The organism is Pedobacter aquae, assembly GCF_008195825.1.
GTDB lineage: Bacteria > Bacteroidota > Bacteroidia > Sphingobacteriales > Sphingobacteriaceae > Pseudopedobacter > Pseudopedobacter aquae.
In genome coordinates this window covers 754,727-778,685 of the sequence record NZ_CP043329.1, presented here as the reverse complement: position 1 = coordinate 778,685, position 23,959 = coordinate 754,727, and the positions used below count along the sequence as shown (strand labels likewise).

The following is a 23,959-nucleotide window of genomic DNA, read 5'->3' as shown; positions in this document are numbered from 1 at the left end:
TTATTAGGAATTGGTTCATTGGTCATTAGGAGCTGGTTAATTAGGTGATTAGGTCATTGCGATGAGGAACGAAGAAGCAATCTTTTCTTATTGATTGCTACTTCCAACTCTTTCCACCCTAGACTTCGGACAGCGGTCTGCGGACGTTCAACTTCCAACTCTTTCCACCCCAGACTTCAGACAGCCGTCTGCGGTCTGCGGACGTTCAACTTCCAATTCTTTCCACCCTAGACTTCAGACAGCGGTCTGCGGTCTTCGGACTTCTTATATCATCCCATTAAACGGATTGAAACTTTTATTTTCTATACCCATACCTATGGCCCGGAATACGGTTTTGCTACCAAATCTTTTATTAAGTTTATCCATAGCTTGGTAAAGATGAATTTGCTCTTCGCTATCTTGAAAAAGATTAATTTGATGATGCCCATGAACCAAATTGCTAAAACGTACGCCTATGAGCCTGATGAGCATGCGGCGGTTATACAGTTTCTTAAAAAGCTCTTTTACTTGCGGAATAAGCAGATGATCTGCCGAAGTATAAGGCAGCTTAATTTGTTGTGTATGGGTATTAAAATCAGAATATCGTATTTTAACAGCTACGCATCCACACAAAAAATGCTCTTTTCGCATTTTAGAACATAAATCTTCTGTCATAGAAACCAGTAAAGCTTCCAGCATTTCTATATCCATGGTATCTTTTTCAAAAGTATTTTCGCTAGATAGGGATTTACGCTCGGTATAAGGCACTACCGGACTCAAATCTATACCATTTGCTTTTTCCCAAATCATGATACCCGATTTACCAAAAGCAGATTCTAATAAACGGCAAGGCATTTCTTGTAAAGTTTGTACTTTTTGCACACCCATTCTGCGTAAGCTTTCTGCCGTTTTATCGCCAATCATAGGTATTTTTTGAACGGGTAGAGGTGCTAAAAACGGTCGTTCTGTACCATAATCCACATGCTTATAACCGTTGGGTTTAGCTAAACCAGTAGCTACTTTTGAAACAGTTTTATTTTTTGATAAACCAAAAGATATAGGCAAACCGGTTTCATGTATCACTTTTTCTCTTAACTCTCTGGCATGTTTTAAGGTTCCAAAAAACTTATCCATACCCGTCATATCTATATAAAACTCGTCGATAGATGTTTTTTCAAAAACCGGAACTTGCTCATCTATAATTTGAGTAACCTCTAAAGATGCTTGGCTATAACTTTCATAATCACCACGGACAAAAATTAAATCAGGGCAAAGTTGTTTGGCTAGTTTACCGGGCATGGCCGAGTGTACACCGTATTTTCTAGCCTCGTAACTACAAGAAGCTACTACGCCACGGTCTCCAGAACCACCTATAGCCACAGGCCTGTTTAATAAACGTGGGTTGCTACGGCATTCTACCGAAACAAAAAAGAATCTAAATCTATATGTATGATTTGCCTTTCCATCTTATCCAAATTCTTAAACTTAAAAACTAAATAAATTAGTTTTCATACAAATTTACTAAAATAATTAGTATAAAATTAAAGATGTTTCAACAATTTATTCTCAAGAAATTAATCAAATCACAATCAAACAGATAGCTAAAAATTTACACATAAATTGTTGCGATTTATAATATTATTTCTATTTTTGAACATATGAATTTTTCTACCAAAAGAATATTACTCTCATCTATAGCTGTTATACTTCTGGTATCATCAGTATTAGCGGGTATACATCCTTTTATCAATCAAAAGAAAAATTACACCACACAAAACACTTCTTTAACATTAGTTAAGAAAGACTCTTCAGTTGTAAAGAAAGCTACAACGGCAGCAAAACCAAAAGAAGTAAAAAAAGAAACCCCTTCTTCTAACTATTTTAAAGATTTCATTAGCTTTAGTTCTGACGAAAAAGAAGAGCAAGAAGAAAACAACAATAGCTTTTCTTTGTTCCCACTTCTTAAAGAAGGCTTTAAAGTTATTCTAAATCAGATGAGGAAATAGCATTTCTTCATCTACAATTAACAAATTATTTTATTATCATACATCATGAGGAAAATTTATATCCACACTGTATTATGCGCTGCTTTACTAGCTAGCTACGGTTGCAACAACCAACAATCTGGTACAGAAACAAAAGACTCTACAGCGGTAACGGCAGAGGCCAGCACACCAGTAACTTTCAAAGACAGCAAAGCTGATAGTATTTATCAAGGTTATATCAGCTTAAAAAATGCTTTGGTGGCTAATAACGAAGAAGACGCAAAAAAAGCAAGCGCTAGCTTAGAAGGTATTTTAAAAACCACTAATGACTCTTTAGCTGTACAAGCGGGCAAAATTAGCACAGCAGCTACCGTTGCCGATAAAAGATTAGCTTTTAATGATTTTACAGAGAATATCTTAAAAGAAATACGCACTCAAGTAAGCGGTGGAACCATATACAAACAACATTGCCCTATGGCTAATGATGGCAAGGGAGGTTTCTGGTTAGCAAGTGAGAAAGAAATTAAAAACCCTTATTACGGCGAAGCGATGTTGTCTTGCGGTACAGTAGAAGAAGAAATTAAATAAGGATAACAGATTTATCTGATAAAAAACAAAAAAGGGAGCTTTCGCTCCCTTTTTTTATGCCTCAACTTCTTGAGTTTTCTTTTTGAATAATCTTTCTTTTATTCTTATCCTAATCAAGTACATAGAAGGTACAAGTATTAAGGTTAAGAAGGTTGCGAAACTTAAACCAAATATCATAGTCCATGATAAAGGCCCCCAGAAAGCTACGTTATCTCCACCAAAATAAATATGCGGATTACCTTCTGAGAAGAGCTTAGCAAAATCTAAGTTTAAGCCTACCGCCAATGGCACTAAACCTAACATGGTTGCAGTTGCAGTAAGCAATACCGGCGTCATCCTGGTTCTACCAGCTTCTAAAACAGCTTCAAAAGGTTGCATACCTTGCTCTATCATTAAATCGGCAAATTCTACCAGTAATATACCGTTACGCACCACAATACCAGCTAGCGCAACAATACCTACCCCCATCATTACAATAGACATTTCCATTTTAAATAAGCTAATACCTAACAATACCCCAATGATACTGAACAGAATTTCACTTAAAATGATGATTGGCTTACCTACCGAGTTAAACTGTATAACCAGAATAATCAAAATCAGGAAGAAAGCTACTCCTAAGGCTAGACCTAAGAAAGCTGCCGTTTCTGCCTGTTCTTCTTGTGCACCAGCCATTTTCACCAATACGCCATCAGGAGCGTTAAACTGATTAATTTCTCTTTGAATATTGGCTACAACTTCGTTCTCATTATAATCAGACAATACGTTTGATGATAAAATAATGATTCTTTTTTGTTGCTTACGCTTGATGCCTCCGTAAGTATTTACATAATCAATATCAGCAAAAGAAGAAAGTGGTACTTGACGAATCATGCCGCCCATACCCATATCACGATAAGTGATTTTTAAGTTTCTTAAAGCTTCTAAACTATTACGTTGGTCTTCCTGAGCTCTTACATTAATTTCATAATCCTCATCCAAATCACGGAATTTAGAAACTTCTTTACCATAAAGAGCTGTTCTTAAATCAAGAGCAATTTGTCCGGTAGAAATACCTTCGCGGTTGGCTCTTTCTCTATCAATATCAAAAATGATTTCTGGCTTATTGTTTTGGAAGTCTGATTTTAACTCCTCTACCCCAGGTATATTTTTAGCTACTAAATATTTTTTTAATCTTTCTGATGTTACTACTAAAGAGTCTAAATCATCACCAGTAATTTCTATACTTATAGGTTTAGCAGTTGGCGGACCAGATTGCTCTTGCGTAACAGAAATTTCTGCCCCAGGAACACCTTTTACAGCTTCTCTTATAGCAGCCATGTACTCTGTTGTTGGCTTGCCGCTACGTTTACCAAACTCCACAAAAGCCACGGTAACCTTTCCACGGTTTGGATAATCACCTTGATCTTCATCCTGAGGATCGGTTACACCTTTAGTTACGTTAGAGATGATAGAAGAAACATTGTGTTTCCCCATACTATCTACTACGGCTGCAACTTTAGCTTCAACCTTTTTGGTTACTTCGTTGGTATAAGCTTGGTCTGTACCAACAGGTAAACTGATGTATACATAAGTAAAGTTAGGATCGGCCGTTGGGAAGAATACAAATTTAGGTTTCATAATCATGGTGAAGATGATGGAAAACACCAATAAACCTAAAGTACTTCCTAAAATAGTATAAGGCCTGTGCAATGCCCATTTCAAGAAATTGGCATATTTATCTTGATACCTTGGCCATACTTGATTTTGGAATTTATAGATAACCCTGTTAAGATAAAAATGCTGTAATAAGTAAAATAGTGCCAATACAACTACCATATTACCAAAGCCAAAATCAATGATATAGGCTAATAAAGCAGCACCAGCAAAATATTTAAGTACCTTTTTAACTTGTTTATCAAAAGTTGGCTTATGTGTATCATCATGCTCATGAGCAGTCATAAAATCAACCGCAAAAACCGGGTTAATGATATAAGCAACCAATAAAGAAGCTAACAAGGTAATGATAAGTGTTATAGGTAAGAAGAACATAAACTCGCCTATAATACCTGGCCAAAATGCTAATGGAATAAATGGCGCTAAGGTTGTCATGGTACCAGAGAACACGGGTAAAAACACCTCTCCAGCAGCCATTTTTGCAGCTTGTTTAATAGGAACTTTTCCATTATCGAAAATACGGTGCGTATTTTCTATAACCACCACGGCATCATCCACCACAATCCCTAAAGCGAGTAGGAAAGAGAACAATACAATCATGTTCATGGTAAAACCAATAGTAGGCATCAATAAGAAAGCCACACACATAGATAATGGTACCGATAATGCCACGAAAAACGCGTTGGTAACTCCCATAAAGAACATCAATATCAGGGTAACCAAAATAAAACCAATGATGATGGTATTGATTAAATCGTGTAAAGTAACACGGGTTTGGTCTGATTGGTCTCCGGTAGTAACAATTTCTAAGCCTTTAGGAAACTGCTTTGCCTTCATTTCGGCAATTACAGCCTCTATTTTATCAGAAGCTTCAATTAAGTTCTCTCCAGAACGCTTTTTAACGTTTAGTGTAATTACGTTTTTACCATATAAACGAGCAAAAGATTCTTGCTCTTTAAAACCATCTACAACTTGAGCAATGTCTCTCAAATAAACAGACGCCCCCATCGGGTTTTTAACTACGATATTGGCTATCTCCTCGGCAGAAGCAAATTCTTTTTTAATGTTTAAGGTACGTCTAACGCCATCCATAGGAACAGTACCTCCAGATGCTGAAACATTCTCGTACTCAACAGCTCTACCTATATCAGAAAAAGATATTTGTGCAGCCGCCATTTTATTCATATCTACATTGATTTGAACTTCTGGATCTAAAGCACCAACAATATCAACACCCGAAATTTCTGGTAAAGCCTCTACCCTATCTTTTAAATCATCAGCATATTGCTTTAAGGTTTTCAAATCATAATCTCCAGATAAGTTGAGATACATGATAGGCAAATCAGATAAATTAATATCTAAAACCTCAGGATCATCTGGCAAATCAGTAGGTAAATCTTGCTTAGCTTTATCTACAGCATCTTTAATTCTTTGTTTTGCATCTTTAATGTCAACATCGGCATTAAACTCTGCTGTGATGAAAGAAAAATCCTGATAAGAATTAGAAGTAACTTTTTTTAGCCCTTGCTGAGACTTTATTTGCTTTTCTAACTGCTTGGTTACTAAATTCTCCATATTTTCTGGAGAAGTACCCGGATATACTGTGGTTACAAATATCTTAGGGATAGAAATCTCCGGAAAGTTTTCTTTAGGCAGGCTTACATAGGCAAAGTAACCTGCTATTAATAATATCACCGTAAGGACATAGATAGCCGTCTTGTTATCTATTGCCCAACTGGCGGGTTTAAATTCTTTTTGTACGTCTTTCATTGTTGTTTATTTAATCAACCCTGTTTATGAACAGGTAAAAACATCTTATTTATAGTACGATTAAAACTTAACTAAATCACCTTCGTTAAGGTTGTTAAAGCCTATGGTAATAACTTTATCACCAGCATTTAAACCACTTAACACTTCTGCCATACCGTTATAAACATTACCTATTTTAACGGCTACGCGTTTTGCTTTTCCATTATCAGCAAGTAGTAAATAATCTCCCGCTTCTGATTTTTGTACAGCTTTAATAGGTACAGTTAAGGCATTTGCTTTTTCGTAATCAACAATTCTTAAAACTGCTAACATATTAGGACGATAAATTTTCTTGCTTGGTAAGTTTACCTCAATACTAAAACTTCTTGAAGTTGGATCTATCACTTTAGAAGTAAAAGAAAGTTTCGTAGTTAAAGAATCTTTAGCATCTGGAATGATGATTTCTACTTCATCACCTTTATCTATTCTTGATGCGTAAGTTTCAGACAATAAAGCTTTTGCTTTTAAATCATTAGCATTTACAATTCTTACGCCTGGTGCACCTGGTTGTACAGCCATACCAATTTTCCAGTCTAATTGATCTATGGTACCATTTATTGGCGATTTTACTTGATACATAGCAGCTTGCTGTCTTAAAACTGCCATTTGCTTTTCTAAACCTTCTTTTTGAGTTTTAGCATTTAAGAACTGTACCTCTGTACCAATTTTTTGGTCCCAAAGATTTTTCTGGCGGTTGTAAAGATTTGTAGCTAAGTCTAATTGTGTTTGTAATTGTGCCATACTCTGACGAAGAACAGCATCATCTATCTGAGCAATAACTTGTCCTTTTGAAACATTTTGCCCAATGTTTACAAATATTTTAGTTAATACACCTGCAGCTTGTGGGTTAACTTGTACGTTTTCTTCGGCATCTACCCTACCTTGTATTTCTATATAGTTTTTAAAGGTTGATGATTTAACCTCGTGAACATTTACATCTTTGTACAAAGTGTCTTTGTTAGAACCTAGCTCGGCTTCTAGCTTAGCTATTTTAGCATTTATCTCAGCTTGTTCTTTTTTAAGCTTATCTAACTGCGCTTTTTTATTATCATCGCCGCTTCCGCAAGCTGCTAAAAACACGATAACGATTAGGTATATAAAATTTCTCATTGTATTATGGATTATATTTTTTTGATTATTCATTGATTTTACCGCTTGCCTTGTCTAAGTTTACTTTATTTACTAAAGCATCATATAACGCGTTGATATAGTTATTTTCTGCTTCTTTTAATGATGTTTGCGCTTGTGTAACTTCTATACTAGATCCCACACCTTGTTCGTATTTAATTTTAGAAACCCTTAAGATTTCATTAGCTAGGTTTAAATTAGCTCTTTGGTTGTTTAAAGAGGCTATGCTATTTCTGAAACTGGTAGCGCTATTTTTAATATCTAGGTTGATGGAGTTTTTAACCTGAAACAAGTTATTATTAGATTTTTGTAGTTCTAGTTTAGCTTGCGCCACTCGGTTTGCTTTTTGGAAACCACTAAAAATGGGAACATTTAATTGTAAGCCTACCACTACTGTTGGAAACCTATTATCGTAAAGCTGGTTAAAATTATTACTTTGGAATTGGTAAGCACCAGAACCAAAAGCTGCCAAACTAGGTAGGTATTGAGATTTATATCTCTTTAAATCTAACTCATTCAACTTAATTTGAGTTTGGGTTAGGCTGTACTCAATTCTACTTTTGTAAGCTGTGGTATCTAAAACAACTTCTTCATTATCAGCTAAATTAACATCTGCAATTTTACCCTCTACGATTAAAGTATGCTCAACAGGCATCCCTATTTGAAACTTTAACATTTGGTTGCCTAATGCTAATAAACGTTTTATGTTTTCTCTTTCTGTAACTAGGTTATTGTACAACACATTTAACCTATCTACATCAATTTTTTCTGCAAAACCATTTTCATTTAAAGCTTTTGTTTGTTTTAATTGCTCTCCTAATTGGCTAATGTTTGCATTTAATAAGTCTAACTGCTCATTATTTACTAAAACCATGTAATAAGCTTTTCTTACAGAAACATTAGTTTCTATTTTAGTTCTTGTAAAAGCTCTTTGAGAAAGTTCTTTAAAAGTTTTAGAGGCTTGTAAACCTACAATATAACTTCCGTCAAATAAAAGCTGACTAACATCTATACCCGTGGTTGATTGGTACTTAACCCCAAATTGTACTGGTGTAAAAGTACCTGGAGCCCCACCAAAGATTTCTGAAGGTATTAAAGAAGTTGGTATCTTCAAGAAATCCTGAAACCTAGCATTTCCACTAATTTGCGGTAAACCTATACCAATCGTTTCTTTTACTTTAGCATCGGCAATTTTCTGGTCTATGTCTGCATTTAAAACATCTGTTTGATGTTTATAAGCATACTGAATACACTCTTCTAAGGTAAAACTGTGTGTGGTTACCGTATCTGTTTGGGCCAGTAAAACAGAAGAAGAAATTAAACTTAATATTGCTGCAAGCAGCATTCTGTTGGCTATCATGTGTTTATTATTTGTACTTATCTTTATATTCATTAATTAATTTTGATCCCTTATCATTAACTACACCACAAACAAAGTGGTAAGTAATTTCATTGATAACTTCATAAAGGCTGTATTTTCCACCACGTACCAAGTCTGATTCAAATACCCAATCTATCTGGCTTACCCTAGAAGCTGCCAAAACTTCGATATTCAAATCCTCACGATATAAACCCTCTTTGATACCGCGTTCTAAATTGATTTTACATTTCTGAAAAATATGGCCATGTTTAAAATCTTTCATAATGCCGTTTGCTTCTGCATGGTATTTCTCTAAATCGTAAAAAACAATCGGATTGATACCAGAAAGACTATCTTTTAGATAATTCATAATTTTGAACATCTCATCTATAGCGTTTTCAGCCTCGGCACTACAACATGCTAACTGACATTCATCTTCCTTTAAAATTGTTGTAAACATGTGGTTTACTAAATCATTCTTATCCTTAAAGTTTACATAGAGTGTTTTTTTAGACATACCCAAATGCTTAGCAATATCATCCATGGTAACACTGCGCAAACCGTATTTCATAAACAGCTTTTCTGCTTCTTTAATGATGTATAACTGCACTTCTTCCATAATTTCTAATCGCCGACAAAACTATGGAAACTTTTATCATTTCCAAAGTTTCCATTTAAAAAAATTATTTATAGACTGATTTATGACAATTCACAAGAATCATTTCATCTTTCCTTAGCCTATCCCGCTCATTTTTGTATTTTTGCAAAAATTTTTAACATGAGTTTATCTTCTTTATACGCGATTTCTCCAGTTGATGGCAGATATCATCAAGCAACTAAACAATTAGGTGAGTTTTTTTCTGAAGCTGGCTTAATAAAATACCGTGTTTTTGTTGAAATAGAATACTTTATCGCTTTGTGCGAAGTAAAGCTGCCGCAACTTCAAAACTTTGACGCTAAAAAGTTCCCTGATTTAAGAAAGATTTATCAAGACTTTAAAGAAGAATATGCTTTAGAAATTAAAGAGATTGAAAAAACCACCAACCACGACGTTAAAGCTGTAGAATATTTTATTAAAAACAGGTTTGATGAATTAGGATTAGGTGAATTTAAAGAGTTTATCCATTTTGGCTTAACCTCACAAGACATCAATAATACAGCTATCCCTTATTCTTTAAAATTAGGGTTAGAACAAGTTATTTATCCTGAAATAGAGGCTGTAATTGCGCTATTAAAACAATTAGCTTCAGATTGGAAAGATATTTCTCTACTCGCACATACGCATGGGCAGCCAGCATCGCCAACCAAACTGGGTAAAGAAATTTTGGTGTTTGTAGAGCGCTTAGAAAAACAATATCAACAACTAAAAGCTGTTCCTTTTGCGGCAAAATTTGGTGGTGCTACTGGAAACTTTAATGCCCACCACGTAGCTTATGGCAATATCAATTGGCAAGATTTCGGTAATAAATTTGTAAACCAACAATTAGGTTTAAGTCGGTCTCAATACACCACACAAATAGAACATTATGATAATCTGGCAGCACAATTTGATGCGCTAAAAAGAATCAATAATATCATTTTAGACTTAGATAGAGATATGTGGACCTATATTTCTATGAACTACTTTAAGCAGAAAATAAAAGCTGGCGAAGTTGGTTCATCGGCGATGCCACATAAAGTTAACCCGATAGATTTTGAAAACTCTGAAGGAAATGTGGGTATTGCAAACGCCCTTTACGAGCATTTAGCAGCTAAACTACCGGTTAGTCGTTTACAAAGAGATTTAACAGATTCTACCGTTTTAAGAAATGTAGGTGTGCCATTAGCACATACTTTAATAGCCTTAAAATCAACGGTTAAAGGTTTAAATAAATTATTGTTAAACCAAGATGCAATAGCTCAAGATTTAGAAGACAATTGGGCTGTAGTAGCAGAGGCTATACAAACTATTTTAAGAAGAGAAAACTACCCTAACCCTTACGAAGCCTTAAAAGCCTTAACACGTACCAATACAGGCATAAATGCCACCGTTATTGCAGAGTTTGTAAATACTTTAGATGTTTCTGATACTATAAAAGCCGAATTGAAGCAAATTACTCCGTCTAATTATACTGGGATATTTTAAGATTTAATTCAGCTTTGTAAAACGCCAATTTGATGCATTTCAAATTGGCGTTTTCTTTTTTAAACAGTCATGAAGAGGTAAAAACTAAATCTACATGATAGGGTTAGTCATAATGATAGTATTTTTGTGAAAAATCTCAAGGACATGAACATTACAGTATATACAGAATCAACACCTAACCCGTCAACAATGAAATTCATTGTTAACAAATTATTAATCAACGGAAGTGTAGATTACGCCACTAAAGAAAGTGCTTCTGTATCAAGATTTGCATCAGAATTATACAAATTTAGCTTTGTTAATGGCGTATTTTTCGCAAGTAACTTTGTTACTGTTACCAAAACAGAAGATGCAGATTGGAACGATATTGAACCTATCTTAAAAGAATTTGTAAAAGGTGCTGTAGAATCAGAATACAATGTACAAGAAAAAGCACAAGATGAAAATGTAAATTTTGAAGGTACTGAGGTAGAAGTTAAAATTCAGCAAATTTTATACGATTATGTAAGACCAGCAGTGGAGCAAGATGGTGGTGCTATCAGCTACAAATCTTTTGAAGATGGTATCGTAACAGTAGAGCTAAGAGGTTCTTGCAGCGGTTGCCCTTCTTCTACCATTACTTTAAAATCTGGTATCCAAAGTTTATTACAAAGAATGGTTCCGGAGGTTAAAGAAGTAGTTTCTGAGGCACTTTAAAATACCGTTAAAAACATTTTAAAAAGGGACATTCTTAAAACAGGATATCCCTTTTTTATTACTTCTTAAGGTTGTGGTGGCGTACCGGGCTGAATAGGTGCTGGTGACGAAGTTGGCGGATTAGGCTGACTTGGAGTAGGAACCGGAGGCGGCACATTTGGCTGCCTGTTTGGATCTTTAGTAACATCAGGGTTTACCCTAACCGTATCTATAGGGTTATTAGGTACTGGATATTTTGGATCAGGAATATTAGACCTACCCGGTACAGGTGCTGATTTTAAAATTGGCTTGCTAGTTGTATCTCTAATGGTTTTATCACTTTTGTTTTTCCTACTCGTATCGGTAGTATCAGATAGAAGCTCATAACCATAAATGGCTTCATTAGAAGACACCCGCAATACATTTGTAGCATAGGCCACAGAACCTGCAAGTATTGCCGCTGTTAAAATTGATGTTTTCATAGCTGTATAGATAAATTGATAAATGCAGGTAGGATACTTAAAAAACCGTTCCAAAATATAAAGCACTTATAATCAAATAATTTATAGCCCCCTTTTGTTGATTTTATCATTTCTGGCAATTGAATTGTAAAGTATTTATTTGACTTAAATAACATATTTATAACTACCAATACCATGATGGAGCTCTATGTAAGATCATTACCTCTTAAAGATGTAATTGCTAACCTGGCAGAAGAAATGAAAACTTCTTATGATAAAAACTGTAACGAGTATATCCTAAATATACCAGCAACTTATGGTAAAGGATTAATTAGAGGTATAAATTTTACGCTGGGTTTTGGTTTAATAGAATACAACTGCTTTTTTAAAGAAGATGTGCATATTCATTTCTCTTTAAACAATATACACCCCTTAAAATTTATTTATTGTAGCGAAGGCTGTTTAAAACATCGTTTTGAGGAGAAAGAAGACATCCACCAAATAGATCAGTTTCAGAATGTGGTGGTTTCTAGTTCTTCTAAAAACGGGCATGTGCTGATATTTCCTAAAAACACACAAATTAGGATGAATAGCTTAGAAATTAATCGTACTGATTTTAAGACTAAAATAGATTGCGATATCGATAATCTAGACAAAAGACTAAGAAGTGTTTTTAAAGATTTAAGAGCTAAACATTTATTTTATTATCATGGCAATTATAGTTTAGCTATGGCAAAATGTATACAAGACATTAATTCTTCTAAACAAAAACGCTTTGCTAGAAGGTTATTATTAGAAGGTAAAGCAAACGAAATATTGAGCATACAAATTCAAGATTTTGAAGACGACCAACGTAAAGATTCTAGAAAAAAAATACTTAGAAAAGCTGATTTAAGACAAATTGAAAACGCTGCTAAAATCCTTAAAGAAGAGTTAGCCAAGCCCATTACTATTAAAGATTTAGCTAAAAGAGTAGGTACCAATACCACCAAGCTACAAGAAGGTTTCCAGCATATGTTTGAAACATCGGTAAATAACTACCTTAGAAACTTAAGATTAGAATTTGCCCGCGACCAACTTATTTTAGGCGAATTAAATATTAGCGAGATAGCAGAACAGATTGGTATTATTAATAAAAGCTATTTTTCTAGGATTTTTAAAGAAGCTTATGGGTTAAATCCAAAAGAGCTATCGCAACAGATAAAATCTTTGGCTAAAAGGGCTAGCCTAAAGGATTATTAATTCATAAGCATAATATAATAGTCTAATTAAGCAAAAGCTTAAATAAAAAGAAAGATGCCCTTAATATTGCAGCATATCTCTATTTATGCGCATTATCATCATCTTAATTACTCTTATCATTCTTATTTTTATTACAGCATTAAACCTCATTTATACCCATAATATTGACAACCTTATTATAGGCTTTTGGTTGGCATTTTTAATGCTTGTTATTTTTATTATTAGGCTTATTCTAAAAAAATGAGAGAGCTCCGGATATCAGAACTCTCTCGTTGGATAGATAGAATAAAAAAAGAGTTTTAATAAGCTACAGCACCTCTTGTTTAACCTTTGCATCATAAGATACCGTAGCTTATGATATAAATTTAAGCATCTTATAAACAATTATAAAACACTCTTTATCAATAAATTGAATAGTGATAAAAATATTACGTTTTAGAGCATTATCCATTTAAGATGAAAGAATTGTATTTTGCAAAGTGCTTTCTATAGTTGTACCACATTATAATTTCATTAATGAAGCGCTGTTTATAGAATTAGAACAGCAATGCTTAAACCTGCGCTTAAATTTTGAGATTATTATTATTGATGATGCTTCTTTACCAGCACAAAAAAGCTATTTACAACAGTTTAAAAAAGCGGGTTTTAAAATCATTTTGCTAGAGAAAAACATCGGTAGAGCAGCCATTAGAAACCTTTTAGCCACTGAGGCCTCCTACCCTTTTTTATTATTTTTGGATGGAGATAGCCATATCATAAACCCAAACTTCATCATCAACTACATCAATTTTCATCATCAAAACCCCAATATTGATATTATTTGTGGTTTAAGAAATTATCCTGAAAAAACTAAAGAAGAAGAAGCTTTACATCATTTTTATGGCACCAAACAAGAAATGTTGGCTGCAAAACAAGCCTTCCATAGCAATAATTTCTTCATCAAAAAAGAAGTTTTTAAGGAGGTACAATTTGATGAAGATTTAACGCATTATGGCTATGAAGATGTCCTTTTTGGTCTGATGGCTAAAGCTAAGGGTTATACCATTAGAAATTTAGATAACCCTGTTATGCATCTGCAATTGAAAACAAACCAAGAATTTATTACTGATACTGATGATGCTGTACAAAACTTAGCTCAACTGATAAAAGAGCCTCGTTATAATCATCTTTTAAAAGAAATTCCGCTTGTTCGTCATTATCTGATATTACAGAAAACTGGATTATTGAGTTTATTAAAGAATTTAAAGCCTTTTTTAAGAAAAAGTCTAGCACAAGAAAAGCCAAGCTATTTTACCATCAAAAAACTACAATTATACAAGCTATTGCAGTTACATCATTTTTTAAGCTGATACTGGTCTTCGGCTTTATAAATATCTCCAGCTTCTAACAAAAGCCTTATCACACTCAACTTATCTTTTTCTGAACCTATTTTAATAGCTTTTACCAAATCATCCAAGCCAAGCGGTTTAAAAGCTAAAGTTTCTAAAACGGCTGCAATCATCTCGGCTTTTAAAAGCGCTCTTTTTTATTGATACAAACATCGCAAACGCCACAAGATTTGGTATCTGTTTCATCAAAATAAGCTAAAATTTGCTCGCTTCTGCATTTATCTTGTGCTACATAAGCCAGCATGGCTGTCATTTTACTTTGGTAAATGGCTTTTCTTTCTTGATAAAAGTTAAAATCGAGGTATAAATCTTCTGTTTTATAGCGTGGTTTCAAAAAGGTGAGCAAAGGTTTATCTGTTTTTTTGATATAACTGATTACGCCTAAATCATGCATTTCTTGAAGCATTTTCACCACATCATCAAACCTGATTTGGTTTTTAGAGGCCAAATCAACCTCTTTTATAGCTACAAAATAATCGAAAGCACCGCCATAAGCTCTTAAAATACTTTTGATAAATAAATCGTAACGAGCTTGCTCTACCTGAAATTTATATAAATCTTCTCCGTTAACCAAAAACTGAATTCTGCTTGGCAATAAAGCTTGCTCGCTTAAAGCCAAATAAGCATTTTGCTCTAAAGTTTTAATAGCACTTAAAGCCGTAATAACATCTAACTGGAATTTCTGACAAAAATCCCCAACATGAAACTCATACATAACCCCTTCCCCTGCTTCAAAAGGTATTTTTAAATAATTACACAATAAATGGTAGTATCTTCTAACTTCTTCTAAAGGTGGAAAATTCTGTTCAAAGCGCTTCTCAAACAATATTTTATCTATTTTTTGATAAAATAATACGGCAAAAGCCTTTTTCTCATCTCTACCTGCCCTACCCGCTTCTTGGTAATAAGCTTCTAAACTCTCGGGCATTTCGTAATGTATCACAAAACGCACATCGGGCTTATCTATACCCATACCAAAAGCATTGGTAGCTACCATTACCCTAAGCTGATTGCCAATCCACATTTGTTGGGCTTTACTTCTGGCATCAGCATCTAAACCTGCATGGTAATAACTAGCGCTAATACCGTGTTGGTAAAGATATTTAGCAATTTCAACAGTATCCTTTCTGGTTTTTACGTAAACAATACCGCTTCCAGGTACTTTCTGACAAACTTCTATCAGTTTTTGTAACTTATTTTCAAGGTTTAAAACCGAGTAAGAAAGGTTACTTCGTTCAAAGCTCTTTCTAAAAACTTTAGCGCTTTTAAACTCCAATTTTTGCATGATATCTGCCTGTACCTGCTCTGTTGCCGATGCTGTTAAGGCCAACATAGGCACATCTGGGTGTAAAGCCCGCATCGCGGTAAGCTGCAAATAAGGAGGCCTAAAATCATATCCCCATTGAGATATACAGTGGGCTTCATCTACCGCAAACAAATTCACTTTCATGTATTTAATGCGCTCTCGAACCAAATCTGTAGCCAATCTTTCTGGAGATATGTAGAGGAATTTTACAGGTCCATAAATACAATTATCTAAGGCAATATCAATCTCCCGTTTCCCCATACCTGATATGATGGCCATCGCATTGATACCTTTTTTTGTAGGTTCTCTACCTGGTCTTTCATCAAAGCAATTAATGGCGAAACCACAATACAAATGCCTGGCATAGCCATAGCCGGAACTTGGAAGCATATAGATTTACCTCCGCCGGTAGGCAGCAAAGCCAATGTATCATTTTTGTTTAATACAGATGTTACAATATCCTCTTGAAGTGGTCTAAAGCTATCGTAACCCCAATATTGCTTTAAAATTTCGTATATCGTCATAAAAAGCCTAGCTAACCAAAGCTATAAAATTTATTAAATTGCAGCTTTAATAAGATGTATTTGTGATGAAAAATTTTCTAAAACTAAGTCTTTTTCTTTGCGGTTTCGCTATGGCAGCGTTGGCACAAGAAAATCAAAAATGGAATATAGAAAACCCCGGTACTACCTTAAAGCCATTATCCTTTACAACCGATGAAGGAACTTGGATGAATTTAGATGTTAGTCCGGATGGAAAACACATCATATTTGACCTTTTAGGTGATATTTACAGAATACCTATTACCGGAGGCAGTGCAGAATTGCTATCTGGAGGTTTTGCTTGGGAAGTACAACCCCGCTACTCACCCGATGGGAAATACATTTCCTTTACCAGTGATAAAAATGGAGGCGATAATATCTGGATCATGAATAGCGATGGTACAGGCAAAAAACAAGTTACCAAAGAAGATTTCCGTTTATTAAATAATGCCGTTTGGACGGCTGATAGCAAATATATCATCGCTAGAAAGCATTATACCGGCTACCGTTCTTTAGGTGCTGGAGAACTTTGGATGTACCATATTTCTGGCGGTTTAGAAGGCATCCAACTCACCAAAAGAAAAAACGATCAGCAAGATTTGGGCGAGCCTCATACTGCTCCTGATGGCAAATCAGTCTATTTTAGTGAAGATGTTAGTCCGGGACCATATTTCCAATACAATAAAGACCCTAATGGGGATATTTACGCCATTAAAAAACTTAATTTCAATGATGGCAGCATAGAAACTGTTATAGGTGGCCCAGGCGGTGCTGTTAGGCCGCAAATTTCCAGAGATGGCAAAATGCTAGCTTTTGTAAAAAGGGTGCGTTTAAAATCTCAGCTTTTTGTACATAACCTAGAAACCGGAGAAGAATACCCTGTTTTTGATGATTTATCAAGAGACCAACAAGAAGCATGGGCTATTTTTGGTTTGTATCCAAACTTTAATTGGACACCAGATAATCACTCCTTAATATTTTATGCCAAAGGAAAAATCAAAAAAGTTGATGTACAAAACTTAGTGGTGACAGAAATTCCGTTTCAAGTAAATGTAAAACAAAACATTGCTGATGCGGTAAGGTTTAACCAAACTGTTTTCACAGATGATTTTGATGTTAAAATGGTGAGACAACTGGCTACCTCTCCAGATGGTAAATCGGTAGCTTTTAACGCTGCGGGATATATTTATACCAAAGCCCTACCTAGCGGAAAAGTAGAAAGATTAACAGAGGGCAACGACTGGGAATTTGAACCATCCTTTAGTCCTGATGGAAAATCTATCGTTTACACCACTTGGAACGATGAACTCCGCGGAAGCATCCAAAAAATAGATCTTAAAACCAAAAGAATTACGACCATAAGTCCGGAGCGTGGCTTTTACTATTCTCCAAAATTTAATAACAAAGGCGACCAAATTGTATATGTAAAAGGTGTTGGTAATGATGTTTTGGGCTATACTTATGGCAAAAATCCGGGTATTTATATGGTATCTGCCAACGGCGGACAAGCAAAATTAATCACCAAAAAAGGTGTTAAACCTATGTTTAATGAACAAGATAACCGTATTTATTACCAAGCCAGAGAAAACGGCAAAAAAACATTAAGCAGTTGCGATTTAAATGGTAACCACACCAAAATTCATTATACCTCAACTTATACCACAGATTTTATTCCTAGTCCAGATGGCAAATGGCTAGCTTTTCAAGAATTGTTTAATGTGTATTTAGTGCCTTTACTACAAACCGTACAAAACATAGATTTATCTGCTAACCAAAAAGCTTATCCGCTAAAAAAACTAAGTAAAGATGCAGGTAGCTATGTACATTGGAGTAAAGACAGCAAAGCTATCCACTGGACATTAGGCCCAAAATACTATAGCAGAGAAATTAAAGATGCTTTTGATTTTGTGGATGAACCGGGCAGTAAAATCACCAAGACAGATAGCCTTGGCCTGCTCATAGATTTAAAACTTAAAACCGCTACGCCTAGTGGTAAAATAGCTTTAAAAGGCGCAAAAATTATCACCATGAAAGATAATGAAGTGATAGAAAATGGCACCATCATCATCGAAAAAAATAAGATTATAGCCTTAGGAAAAGAGAGCGAAGTAACCATTCCAGCAGATGCAAAAGTTTATGGTGTATATGGAAAAACGATCATCCCCGGTTTAATTGATGTGCATGCACATTTACATACCAGTCCGGATGGCATTAGTCCGCAACAAGATTGGTCTTACTTTGCTAATTTAGCTTATGGTGTTACCACTGCTCATGACCCCTCAAGCAACACAGAAATGGTATTCAGCCAGTCTGAGATGATTAAATCAGGCCGATTAATTGGACCAAGATTATACTCTACCGGTACTATTTTATATGGTGCCGATGGAGATTTCAAAGCCGTTATCAATAGTATTGATGATGCCAGATTCCATTTAAAAAGGATGCAAGCGGTTGGTGCTTTTTCTGTAAAATCTTATAACCAGCCTAGAAGAGAGCAAAGACAACAAGTTTTGCAAGCCGCTAGAGAACTTAAAATGGAAGTGATGCCAGAAGGCGGTTCTACTTTCTTCCATAATATGAATATGATTGCCGATGGACATACGGGCATAGAGCATAATATTCCAGTAGTGCCTATTTATAAAGACGTGACTACTTTCTGGAATGCCAGCAAAACAGCTTATACCCCAACTTTAATTGTTTCTTATGGCTCGCAATCTGGTGAAAACTATTGGTACGATAGAACCAATGTTTGGGAGAATGAAAAACTGGGCGAATTTGTTCCTCGTTCTATTATAGACCCTAGGTCTAGAAGAAGAAATACTTCTGAATATGGCGATTACGGCCATATAGAAGTTTCTAAAGCTGTTAACCAACTTGCTGCTGGTGGCACCAAAGTAAATTTAGGTGCGCATGGGCAATTACAAGGTTTAGGTGCACATTGGGAACTGTGGATGTTGGCACAAGGCGGAATGAGCCCACATGAAGCCCTTAAAGCCGCTACCATCAACGGTGCAGATTATTTGGGTATGAGTAAAGAAATTGGCTCTCTAGAAAAAGGCAAACTAGCAGATTTAATTGTGCTAAATGAAAACCCATTGGAAGACATCAGAAATACAGAAAGTATCCAATATGTGATGATGAATGGCCGCTTATTTGAAGGCGAAACCATGCGAGAATTAGGCGATAATATACAGCCTAGAGGTAAATTCTGGTGGCAATACAGTAAAACCGAAAACTATTTAGTACCAGATGGTGAAGTACAAACCTGGACTTTCACTGTACCAGAGTGTGATTAGGGTTTAGTTGGTTAGGTGTTAGTTGGTTAGTTGGTTAGGTGGTTAGGTATTAGTTGGTTAGGTGGTTAGGTATTAGTTGGTTAGGTGGTTAGGTGGTTAGTCTCGATAACTGTCCGGAGTTAGTTGGTTGATTGATAACCTCTTAAAAATAGTTTTATTTACCTCCTCCTGCACCTCCTCAAAGAGGAGGATACCTTTTATCTTATAAAATGAGCTTTTGCTTAACTCGCTTGCTAGGTTTGCATCCTAGTATCTCCCTCTGGAGGGATTTTGAGTAGAAAGTAGAAGGAGCATAAATTTTATTCTTATAAAATAATAATTTCTATTTAATACACTGGTTAGATATGCCACCCAGTATCTCCCTCTGGAGGGAGAATAAAAGAGGGAGGAAATCCTTATAAATAAGTCTATCTAATAGACTACTACAAAACTTATGAAATACAATCGGCTTTAGTCGCGAAACTTATACTTCCTGCTCATTGTATGAAAATAAGGGTTTTATTGGCTTATGCAAAAAACTAAATTCCCTGCTTTATCTGGCACAAGAAGCCGTTACCGCTTTAGCCTGCCCCTCATTCTTGCGCCATTTGGGGGATAACAAAGGGGGTTAAGGCTCATTTCAGCCACCTGAAGACTATTCTATTTGCTATTACAACTCCCTATAATAGGAGGCTGGATTTTTATATCTTTTTTACATATTTCCCAAGCTTGTCCATTCAACACTCCTATTAAATTTTCTTTCAAAATAATATATTTTCTATCCCTTTTTCCGGATATAAATATTAAAACTTCTTTATAAAGTTTTTTTAATTCTTCATCATGATAATTCTGTACAAGCTGGCAGGAGAAAAAACAATCCTGATAAACTGCAAACGAAAAATCATCGAAAGGAATTTTTTTTGATTTATATATTTCAAATATACTCCTGAGTGATTTTATATAATCGTTATAGCATAAATGATATAAAATAAATATAATGTCAGTATTTGTTTCCTGATCTCTTTTTAAAGAACTATCACTAAGCATCATTATTAAATGTTTTTCATACATTTTAGTATTAATTAATATCAAAGGCGCTTCTTTCTTTATTACACTTAACTTATTTTCAAATATCTCTATAGGATCATTAAATATTTCTTTTTGTAATATTCGATGTTTTATAAGTTGATTTTCAGCTTTGAAAAATAACGTAACAGTAGATTTATAATCAACAGCCATACTATTACTTAAATTACAATTTATTAACAATATAATAAATGTTATATATGATATTCTTAACATAATATGTTTTATTTACCTGTATATCTTCTAAAAACCCAATTTTTATCACCCCAACCTTTAACAGTAATTGGTGTACTAGCAACATGAGTTGCGTTTGTATACACAAGCGACATATTATTTCTCATAATACCCATATGACCTGTAGCCCTGTTTGGCGCAAGTATGCAGCCTTAGCCATGTGCGGCTGAGTACTTGTGCCTTTATTAGCAAAACCTTTAATAACCTCTATCATACCGTTATAATTATACAAAATTCTTACTCAGGCACAAGTACCCTCTTCTCATTACCCTGGCTGCATACTTGCGCCAAAATGGGGGCTTACAGCTTCTTTCCTAAAAAACCGGCTATCAAATATGAAGTACAAAAAACCTCGCAGGTGAGCCTATTTTTATAATCGAACTCAGGTTTATAGTTAATTTTCAAAGAACAAATGAGTTAAAACTCTCTTAATATTGAAACCGTAGTCTTATACTCTTACTGTTTCATAAGACTACACAAAAGACACAAGCAGCTTTTACCCTCTTGCTCAAAACTTAAACTTGCCAAAATGGGAAACAAACCTATATGCTTTTCTTCTTATGTTTCTTTTCTAAAATTATCTCCATGTCATTTTTATATAAAGTAGTTTCTATTGATATTCCCAATTCCGCACAAATCTTTATTAACTCTAATGGAAAATAAAAGCTTTGAGTAAGATGTTCTTCATCAATAGTAGAATCTATACCAAAGTTTACAGTAGCAAAATCAATACTCGGAAAAGTATTAATAATCTGGAGTTTTTTCTTGTGCTTGATTAGGAAATCTAAAGTTTCTTCAATTTGGTTAGTAATATTGCAGTAATTTTTCTCACTAGTACTTATTGAAGCCATAGAAAACTTACTTTTACGAACAATGGGTGAAGTACCAGAAATAATATCTCCACGATGTCTTATACTAAAAGAAATATTTGTTTTGTTTACAAACTGATCGACATCAAAATTTTCACCTAAAATGGATAATATACAACTCATAATTTTTTTTACAAATAATTTTAAATATTAAGGAATCGGAATCAGATTCCTAACTGGAAAAAGAAATCTTGAACCTTCTGAGATAATAATATATGTAGTTAATGCAGCTCCTGTTAAACCGGTAACTGTAGAAATATGATTTCTCATATCATTCCAACTCCAGTTAGTTTGAGGTGCTGTAAATGCCTTTGGCTTACCTAACTGCAACCAGTCATTATATGGATCATTTAAGTCAGGATCAGGTTGACCAGGCAATTTATAATGCTTAGAATTACCTTTCTGATGGTACCAATCGTTAAATTCTTTTGGATATTTTTTCATATCTCCATCTCTTTTACTCTGTTTCCCTCCACGGAAAGAATTTCCTTTTCCGTCAGTTCTTTTTTATCTCCGTCACCCAAATGTTTTCCCATATGATTCAAAGCCCCAACAGTAGCCCCTACTGCTGCGCCTCTCCAAAAGTCTCCACCTGTTAATTCTGCTCCAACTCCACCAGCTAGCGCAGAAAACCCAACAGTCCCGCCAAAACTCTTTGCAAAATCACCACCCCAAGCTTGGAAACCGCTACCTGCTAATGAGCCTAAACCTCCGGATAAAAAGCCCTGCATAAAATCTCCACCAGTAAATTCGGATATTACACCGTTAGCGAAACCATGTGTTGCTGCTCTTCCAACCTCATTTAAGAATGAACCTGCAGCATGTCCAAACACTTCCCCTATACCTCCTGTAACTACACCCGAAATTGCCCCAATTCCCACAGATTTCCCAAATTGTCCCCAATCCCAATTGTTAAAACCTCCAGGACTTAATGCTACACTAGCTGTATAACCAACCGCAGCTATAGCTGCTCCTGTTGCTGCTGCTTTAGCGATAAAGATTAAGGCAGGTACAAACCATACAATCTCACCACTCGGATCCACATGACTTAACGGGTTATTCAACACATAACCATACCTATTAAAATTCTGGCTATTGTATGGGTCCTGCACATAATTATCCGGTTGTAAGAATCTATGCAATTTAGGATCATACAACCTGCCGTTCATGTGTATCAAGCCTACGCCTAACAAATGCTCATGCCCGGTATATCCACGGTCGAGGATAACAAAGGCTGTTAATGGAACACCGTTTCCATTTTCTAATTTAACGATATTTCCCCAGGCATCAAATTGTCTTTTTTCTGCTATGTTACCTGTTGCATCTGTAATCATCACGATGCTACCTAAATGGTCGCGATGAAGAAAATATAACTGCGCATCTAAAGGTTGGGCATTGCTATGGTGTATTTCTTTCCAAATGGCGGGTGCGCTGTAAGCATCACCTCCTAAGTAAAATACAAAATTTGTGGTACCGTTTTGTATATCTTCGGTGATTTCCATCGTACCGTCTTCACTGTAATGGCGACGATACGGACGGTCCATTTTTTCTGTTGCTGTACTGCCATAGTACATTTGTGCCCGCTGCAAACCTGCGCCTTGTAATTTCTTTCATTTAGTGCTATATCTTAAAGTTTCTGCTTTATAAGGCACAAGAAGCCTTTGCCCGCTTGGCTTACTCCTCATTCTTGCGCCATTGAAGGGGTGGTTGTCTTTGATTTTGCCTTTTTAGGATCTCCTCCTAAAACCTTATTTCCCATATGATTTAAAGCTCCCACAGTCGCCCCTGTTGCAGCCCCTCTCCAAAAATCTCCTCCACTCAATTCTGCTCCAACTCCACCTGCTAGCGCAGAAAACCCAACAGTCCCGCCAAAACTCTTTGCAAAATCACCACCCCAAGCCTGAGACCAGTGAGGTGAACAACTAATAGTCTCTCAACCAAATATATCAATTTCATTTTTCCATAAGATTACTAATTTCAATTTGTCTATGACATGGAATGGTTCATTTGAATAAATACATTCTTCATGTAATTTTTCAAAATCTTTTATATCACATTCAAATTCTGTCATTACTATTGATTGTAATTCTTTTTCCTCCGCATTTGGTTCAATATCCAAATAATATCTTAACTTAAACCATTTTTCCGATTCATTCCAGTCACAACATATACCTCTTACATGAGAGCTTAAATTGCCGATTAGAGCTCGCTGTAGAGATAATCTTATTTTAGTAGATATTTCCATTATTTT

The 23,959-nt window shown here is 35.2% G+C and carries 20 protein-coding genes and 1 pseudogene; 7 read left to right on the top strand and 14 right to left on the bottom strand.

The annotated features are described in order from the left end of the window. Positions 1-264 precede the first annotated feature (264 nt). Entirely contained in the window at positions 265-1,359 is a 1,095-nt protein-coding gene (dinB, locus tag FYC62_RS03565) for a DNA polymerase IV (protein ID WP_317131514.1), read from the bottom strand. Between the two features lie 278 nt (positions 1,360-1,637). Between dinB and FYC62_RS03560 the strand changes: the two genes are divergently transcribed. Together FYC62_RS03560 and FYC62_RS03555 are read left to right on the top strand one after the other, a co-directional pair. Further along, complete coding sequence (locus FYC62_RS03560; protein ID WP_039452970.1) at positions 1,638-1,985, top strand: hypothetical protein; 348 nt, start codon at positions 1,638-1,640, stop codon at positions 1,983-1,985. 45 nt (positions 1,986-2,030) lie between these two features. Continuing rightward, positions 2,031-2,552, top strand: a complete 522-nt coding sequence (locus FYC62_RS03555; protein WP_149073940.1) for a DUF3347 domain-containing protein — start codon at positions 2,031-2,033, stop codon at positions 2,550-2,552. A 54-nt stretch (positions 2,553-2,606) separates the two neighbouring features. Here FYC62_RS03555 and FYC62_RS03550 read toward each other — a convergent pair whose 3' ends face one another. Genes FYC62_RS03550 through FYC62_RS03535 form a run of 4 tightly spaced genes read right to left on the bottom strand, consistent with a single transcriptional unit; the run spans position 2,607 to position 9,124 of the window. Further along, on the bottom strand, positions 2,607-5,978 hold the full coding sequence (locus tag FYC62_RS03550; protein WP_149073939.1) for an efflux RND transporter permease subunit: 3,372 nt from the start codon (positions 5,976-5,978) through the stop codon (positions 2,607-2,609). A 60-nt stretch (positions 5,979-6,038) separates the two neighbouring features. After that, positions 6,039-7,127 (bottom strand): efflux RND transporter periplasmic adaptor subunit, encoded by a 1,089-nt coding sequence (locus tag FYC62_RS03545; RefSeq protein WP_039453105.1) that lies wholly within the window; start codon positions 7,125-7,127, stop codon positions 6,039-6,041. A gap of 25 nt (positions 7,128-7,152) precedes the next feature. Next, the gene (locus FYC62_RS03540) at positions 7,153-8,505 is read right to left on the bottom strand and encodes a TolC family protein (RefSeq protein WP_240534801.1); all 1,353 of its coding nucleotides are present in this window, start codon (positions 8,503-8,505) and stop codon (positions 7,153-7,155) included. A gap of 7 nt (positions 8,506-8,512) precedes the next feature. After that, positions 8,513-9,124: a TetR/AcrR family transcriptional regulator gene (locus FYC62_RS03535; protein WP_149073938.1), complete on the bottom strand. Its 612-nt coding sequence runs from the start codon at positions 9,122-9,124 to the stop codon at positions 8,513-8,515. A 159-nt stretch (positions 9,125-9,283) separates the two neighbouring features. Between FYC62_RS03535 and purB the strand changes: the two genes are divergently transcribed. Together purB and FYC62_RS03525 are read left to right on the top strand one after the other, a co-directional pair. Next, the gene (gene purB / locus FYC62_RS03530; protein ID WP_149073937.1) at positions 9,284-10,630 is read left to right on the top strand and encodes an adenylosuccinate lyase; all 1,347 of its coding nucleotides are present in this window, start codon (positions 9,284-9,286) and stop codon (positions 10,628-10,630) included. 144 nt (positions 10,631-10,774) lie between these two features. Beyond that, positions 10,775-11,326, top strand: a complete 552-nt coding sequence (locus tag FYC62_RS03525; protein ID WP_039452990.1) for a NifU family protein — start codon at positions 10,775-10,777, stop codon at positions 11,324-11,326. A gap of 65 nt (positions 11,327-11,391) precedes the next feature. Here FYC62_RS03525 and FYC62_RS03520 read toward each other — a convergent pair whose 3' ends face one another. Continuing rightward, positions 11,392-11,787, bottom strand: coding sequence for a hypothetical protein (locus FYC62_RS03520; RefSeq protein ID WP_149073936.1), 396 nt, complete (start codon positions 11,785-11,787; stop codon positions 11,392-11,394). A gap of 174 nt (positions 11,788-11,961) precedes the next feature. Between FYC62_RS03520 and FYC62_RS03515 the strand changes: the two genes are divergently transcribed. Then, on the top strand, positions 11,962-13,008 hold the full coding sequence (locus FYC62_RS03515; protein WP_052176941.1) for a helix-turn-helix domain-containing protein: 1,047 nt from the start codon (positions 11,962-11,964) through the stop codon (positions 13,006-13,008). Between the two features lie 479 nt (positions 13,009-13,487). Next, positions 13,488-14,357, top strand: coding sequence for a glycosyltransferase family 2 protein (locus FYC62_RS03510; RefSeq protein ID WP_168199370.1), 870 nt, complete (start codon positions 13,488-13,490; stop codon positions 14,355-14,357). Here FYC62_RS03510 and FYC62_RS17405 read toward each other — a convergent pair. The 3 genes and pseudogenes from FYC62_RS17405 to FYC62_RS18110 all read right to left on the bottom strand — a co-directional run. Beyond that, entirely contained in the window at positions 14,342-14,509 is a 168-nt protein-coding gene (locus tag FYC62_RS17405) for a hypothetical protein (protein WP_240534800.1), read from the bottom strand. The genes FYC62_RS03510 and FYC62_RS17405 overlap by 16 nt on opposite strands. An 8-nt stretch (positions 14,510-14,517) precedes the next feature. Then, a complete protein-coding gene (locus tag FYC62_RS18115; RefSeq protein ID WP_394348900.1) occupies positions 14,518-14,640 on the bottom strand; it encodes a RecQ family zinc-binding domain-containing protein in 123 nt (40 codons plus the stop codon). Between the two features lie 636 nt (positions 14,641-15,276). Beyond that, positions 15,277-16,226, bottom strand: a pseudogene (locus tag FYC62_RS18110) (RecQ family ATP-dependent DNA helicase); the annotation flags it as partial. A 65-nt stretch (positions 16,227-16,291) separates the two neighbouring features. On the opposite strand from FYC62_RS18110, the gene FYC62_RS03500 reads away from it, so the two are divergent. Next, positions 16,292-19,540, top strand: coding sequence for an amidohydrolase family protein (locus tag FYC62_RS03500; RefSeq protein WP_240534797.1), 3,249 nt, complete (start codon positions 16,292-16,294; stop codon positions 19,538-19,540). A gap of 639 nt (positions 19,541-20,179) precedes the next feature. Here the strand turns inward: FYC62_RS03500 and FYC62_RS03495 are convergent. The 5 genes from FYC62_RS03495 to FYC62_RS03475 all read right to left on the bottom strand — a co-directional run bounded on the left by FYC62_RS03495 (position 20,180) and on the right by FYC62_RS03475 (position 23,953). Then, complete coding sequence (locus FYC62_RS03495; RefSeq protein ID WP_149073934.1) at positions 20,180-20,758, bottom strand: hypothetical protein; 579 nt, start codon at positions 20,756-20,758, stop codon at positions 20,180-20,182. Between the two features lie 623 nt (positions 20,759-21,381). Continuing rightward, entirely contained in the window at positions 21,382-21,831 is a 450-nt protein-coding gene (locus tag FYC62_RS03490) for a hypothetical protein (RefSeq protein ID WP_149073933.1), read from the bottom strand. Between the two features lie 27 nt (positions 21,832-21,858). Next, the gene (locus FYC62_RS03485; protein WP_149073932.1) at positions 21,859-22,152 is read right to left on the bottom strand and encodes a hypothetical protein; all 294 of its coding nucleotides are present in this window, start codon (positions 22,150-22,152) and stop codon (positions 21,859-21,861) included. Next, complete coding sequence (locus FYC62_RS03480; RefSeq protein ID WP_205943773.1) at positions 22,149-23,297, bottom strand: RHS repeat domain-containing protein; 1,149 nt, start codon at positions 23,295-23,297, stop codon at positions 22,149-22,151. Before FYC62_RS03480 ends, FYC62_RS03485 begins: the two co-directional genes overlap by 4 nt. 344 nt (positions 23,298-23,641) lie before the next feature. Further along, a complete protein-coding gene (locus FYC62_RS03475) occupies positions 23,642-23,953 on the bottom strand; it encodes a hypothetical protein (protein WP_149073931.1) in 312 nt (103 codons plus the stop codon). Positions 23,954-23,959: the final 6 nt, after the last annotated feature.

Coding starts and splice junctions, on each gene's coding strand:
- FYC62_RS03560 (WP_039452970.1), top strand. CDS start 1,638: ATGAATTTTTCTACCAAAAGAATATTACTCTCATCTATAGCTGTTATA.
- FYC62_RS03555 (WP_149073940.1), top strand. CDS start 2,031: ATGAGGAAAATTTATATCCACACTGTATTATGCGCTGCTTTACTAGCT.
- FYC62_RS03550 (WP_149073939.1), bottom strand. CDS start 5,978: ATGAAAGACGTACAAAAAGAATTTAAACCCGCCAGTTGGGCAATAGAT.
- FYC62_RS03545 (WP_039453105.1), bottom strand. CDS start 7,127: ATGAGAAATTTTATATACCTAATCGTTATCGTGTTTTTAGCAGCTTGC.
- FYC62_RS03540 (WP_240534801.1), bottom strand. CDS start 8,505: ATGATAGCCAACAGAATGCTGCTTGCAGCAATATTAAGTTTAATTTCT.
- FYC62_RS03535 (WP_149073938.1), bottom strand. CDS start 9,124: ATGGAAGAAGTGCAGTTATACATCATTAAAGAAGCAGAAAAGCTGTTT.
- purB (WP_149073937.1), top strand. CDS start 9,284: ATGAGTTTATCTTCTTTATACGCGATTTCTCCAGTTGATGGCAGATAT.
- FYC62_RS03525 (WP_039452990.1), top strand. CDS start 10,775: ATGAACATTACAGTATATACAGAATCAACACCTAACCCGTCAACAATG.
- FYC62_RS03520 (WP_149073936.1), bottom strand. CDS start 11,787: ATGAAAACATCAATTTTAACAGCGGCAATACTTGCAGGTTCTGTGGCC.
- FYC62_RS03515 (WP_052176941.1), top strand. CDS start 11,962: ATGATGGAGCTCTATGTAAGATCATTACCTCTTAAAGATGTAATTGCT.
- FYC62_RS17405 (WP_240534800.1), bottom strand. CDS start 14,509: ATGATTGCAGCCGTTTTAGAAACTTTAGCTTTTAAACCGCTTGGCTTG.
- FYC62_RS18115 (WP_394348900.1), bottom strand. CDS start 14,640: ATGCTGGCTTATGTAGCACAAGATAAATGCAGAAGCGAGCAAATTTTA.
- FYC62_RS03500 (WP_240534797.1), top strand. CDS start 16,292: ATGAAAAATTTTCTAAAACTAAGTCTTTTTCTTTGCGGTTTCGCTATG.
- FYC62_RS03495 (WP_149073934.1), bottom strand. CDS start 20,758: ATGGCTGTTGATTATAAATCTACTGTTACGTTATTTTTCAAAGCTGAA.
- FYC62_RS03490 (WP_149073933.1), bottom strand. CDS start 21,831: ATGAGTTGTATATTATCCATTTTAGGTGAAAATTTTGATGTCGATCAG.
- FYC62_RS03485 (WP_149073932.1), bottom strand. CDS start 22,152: ATGAAAAAATATCCAAAAGAATTTAACGATTGGTACCATCAGAAAGGT.
- FYC62_RS03475 (WP_149073931.1), bottom strand. CDS start 23,953: ATGGAAATATCTACTAAAATAAGATTATCTCTACAGCGAGCTCTAATC.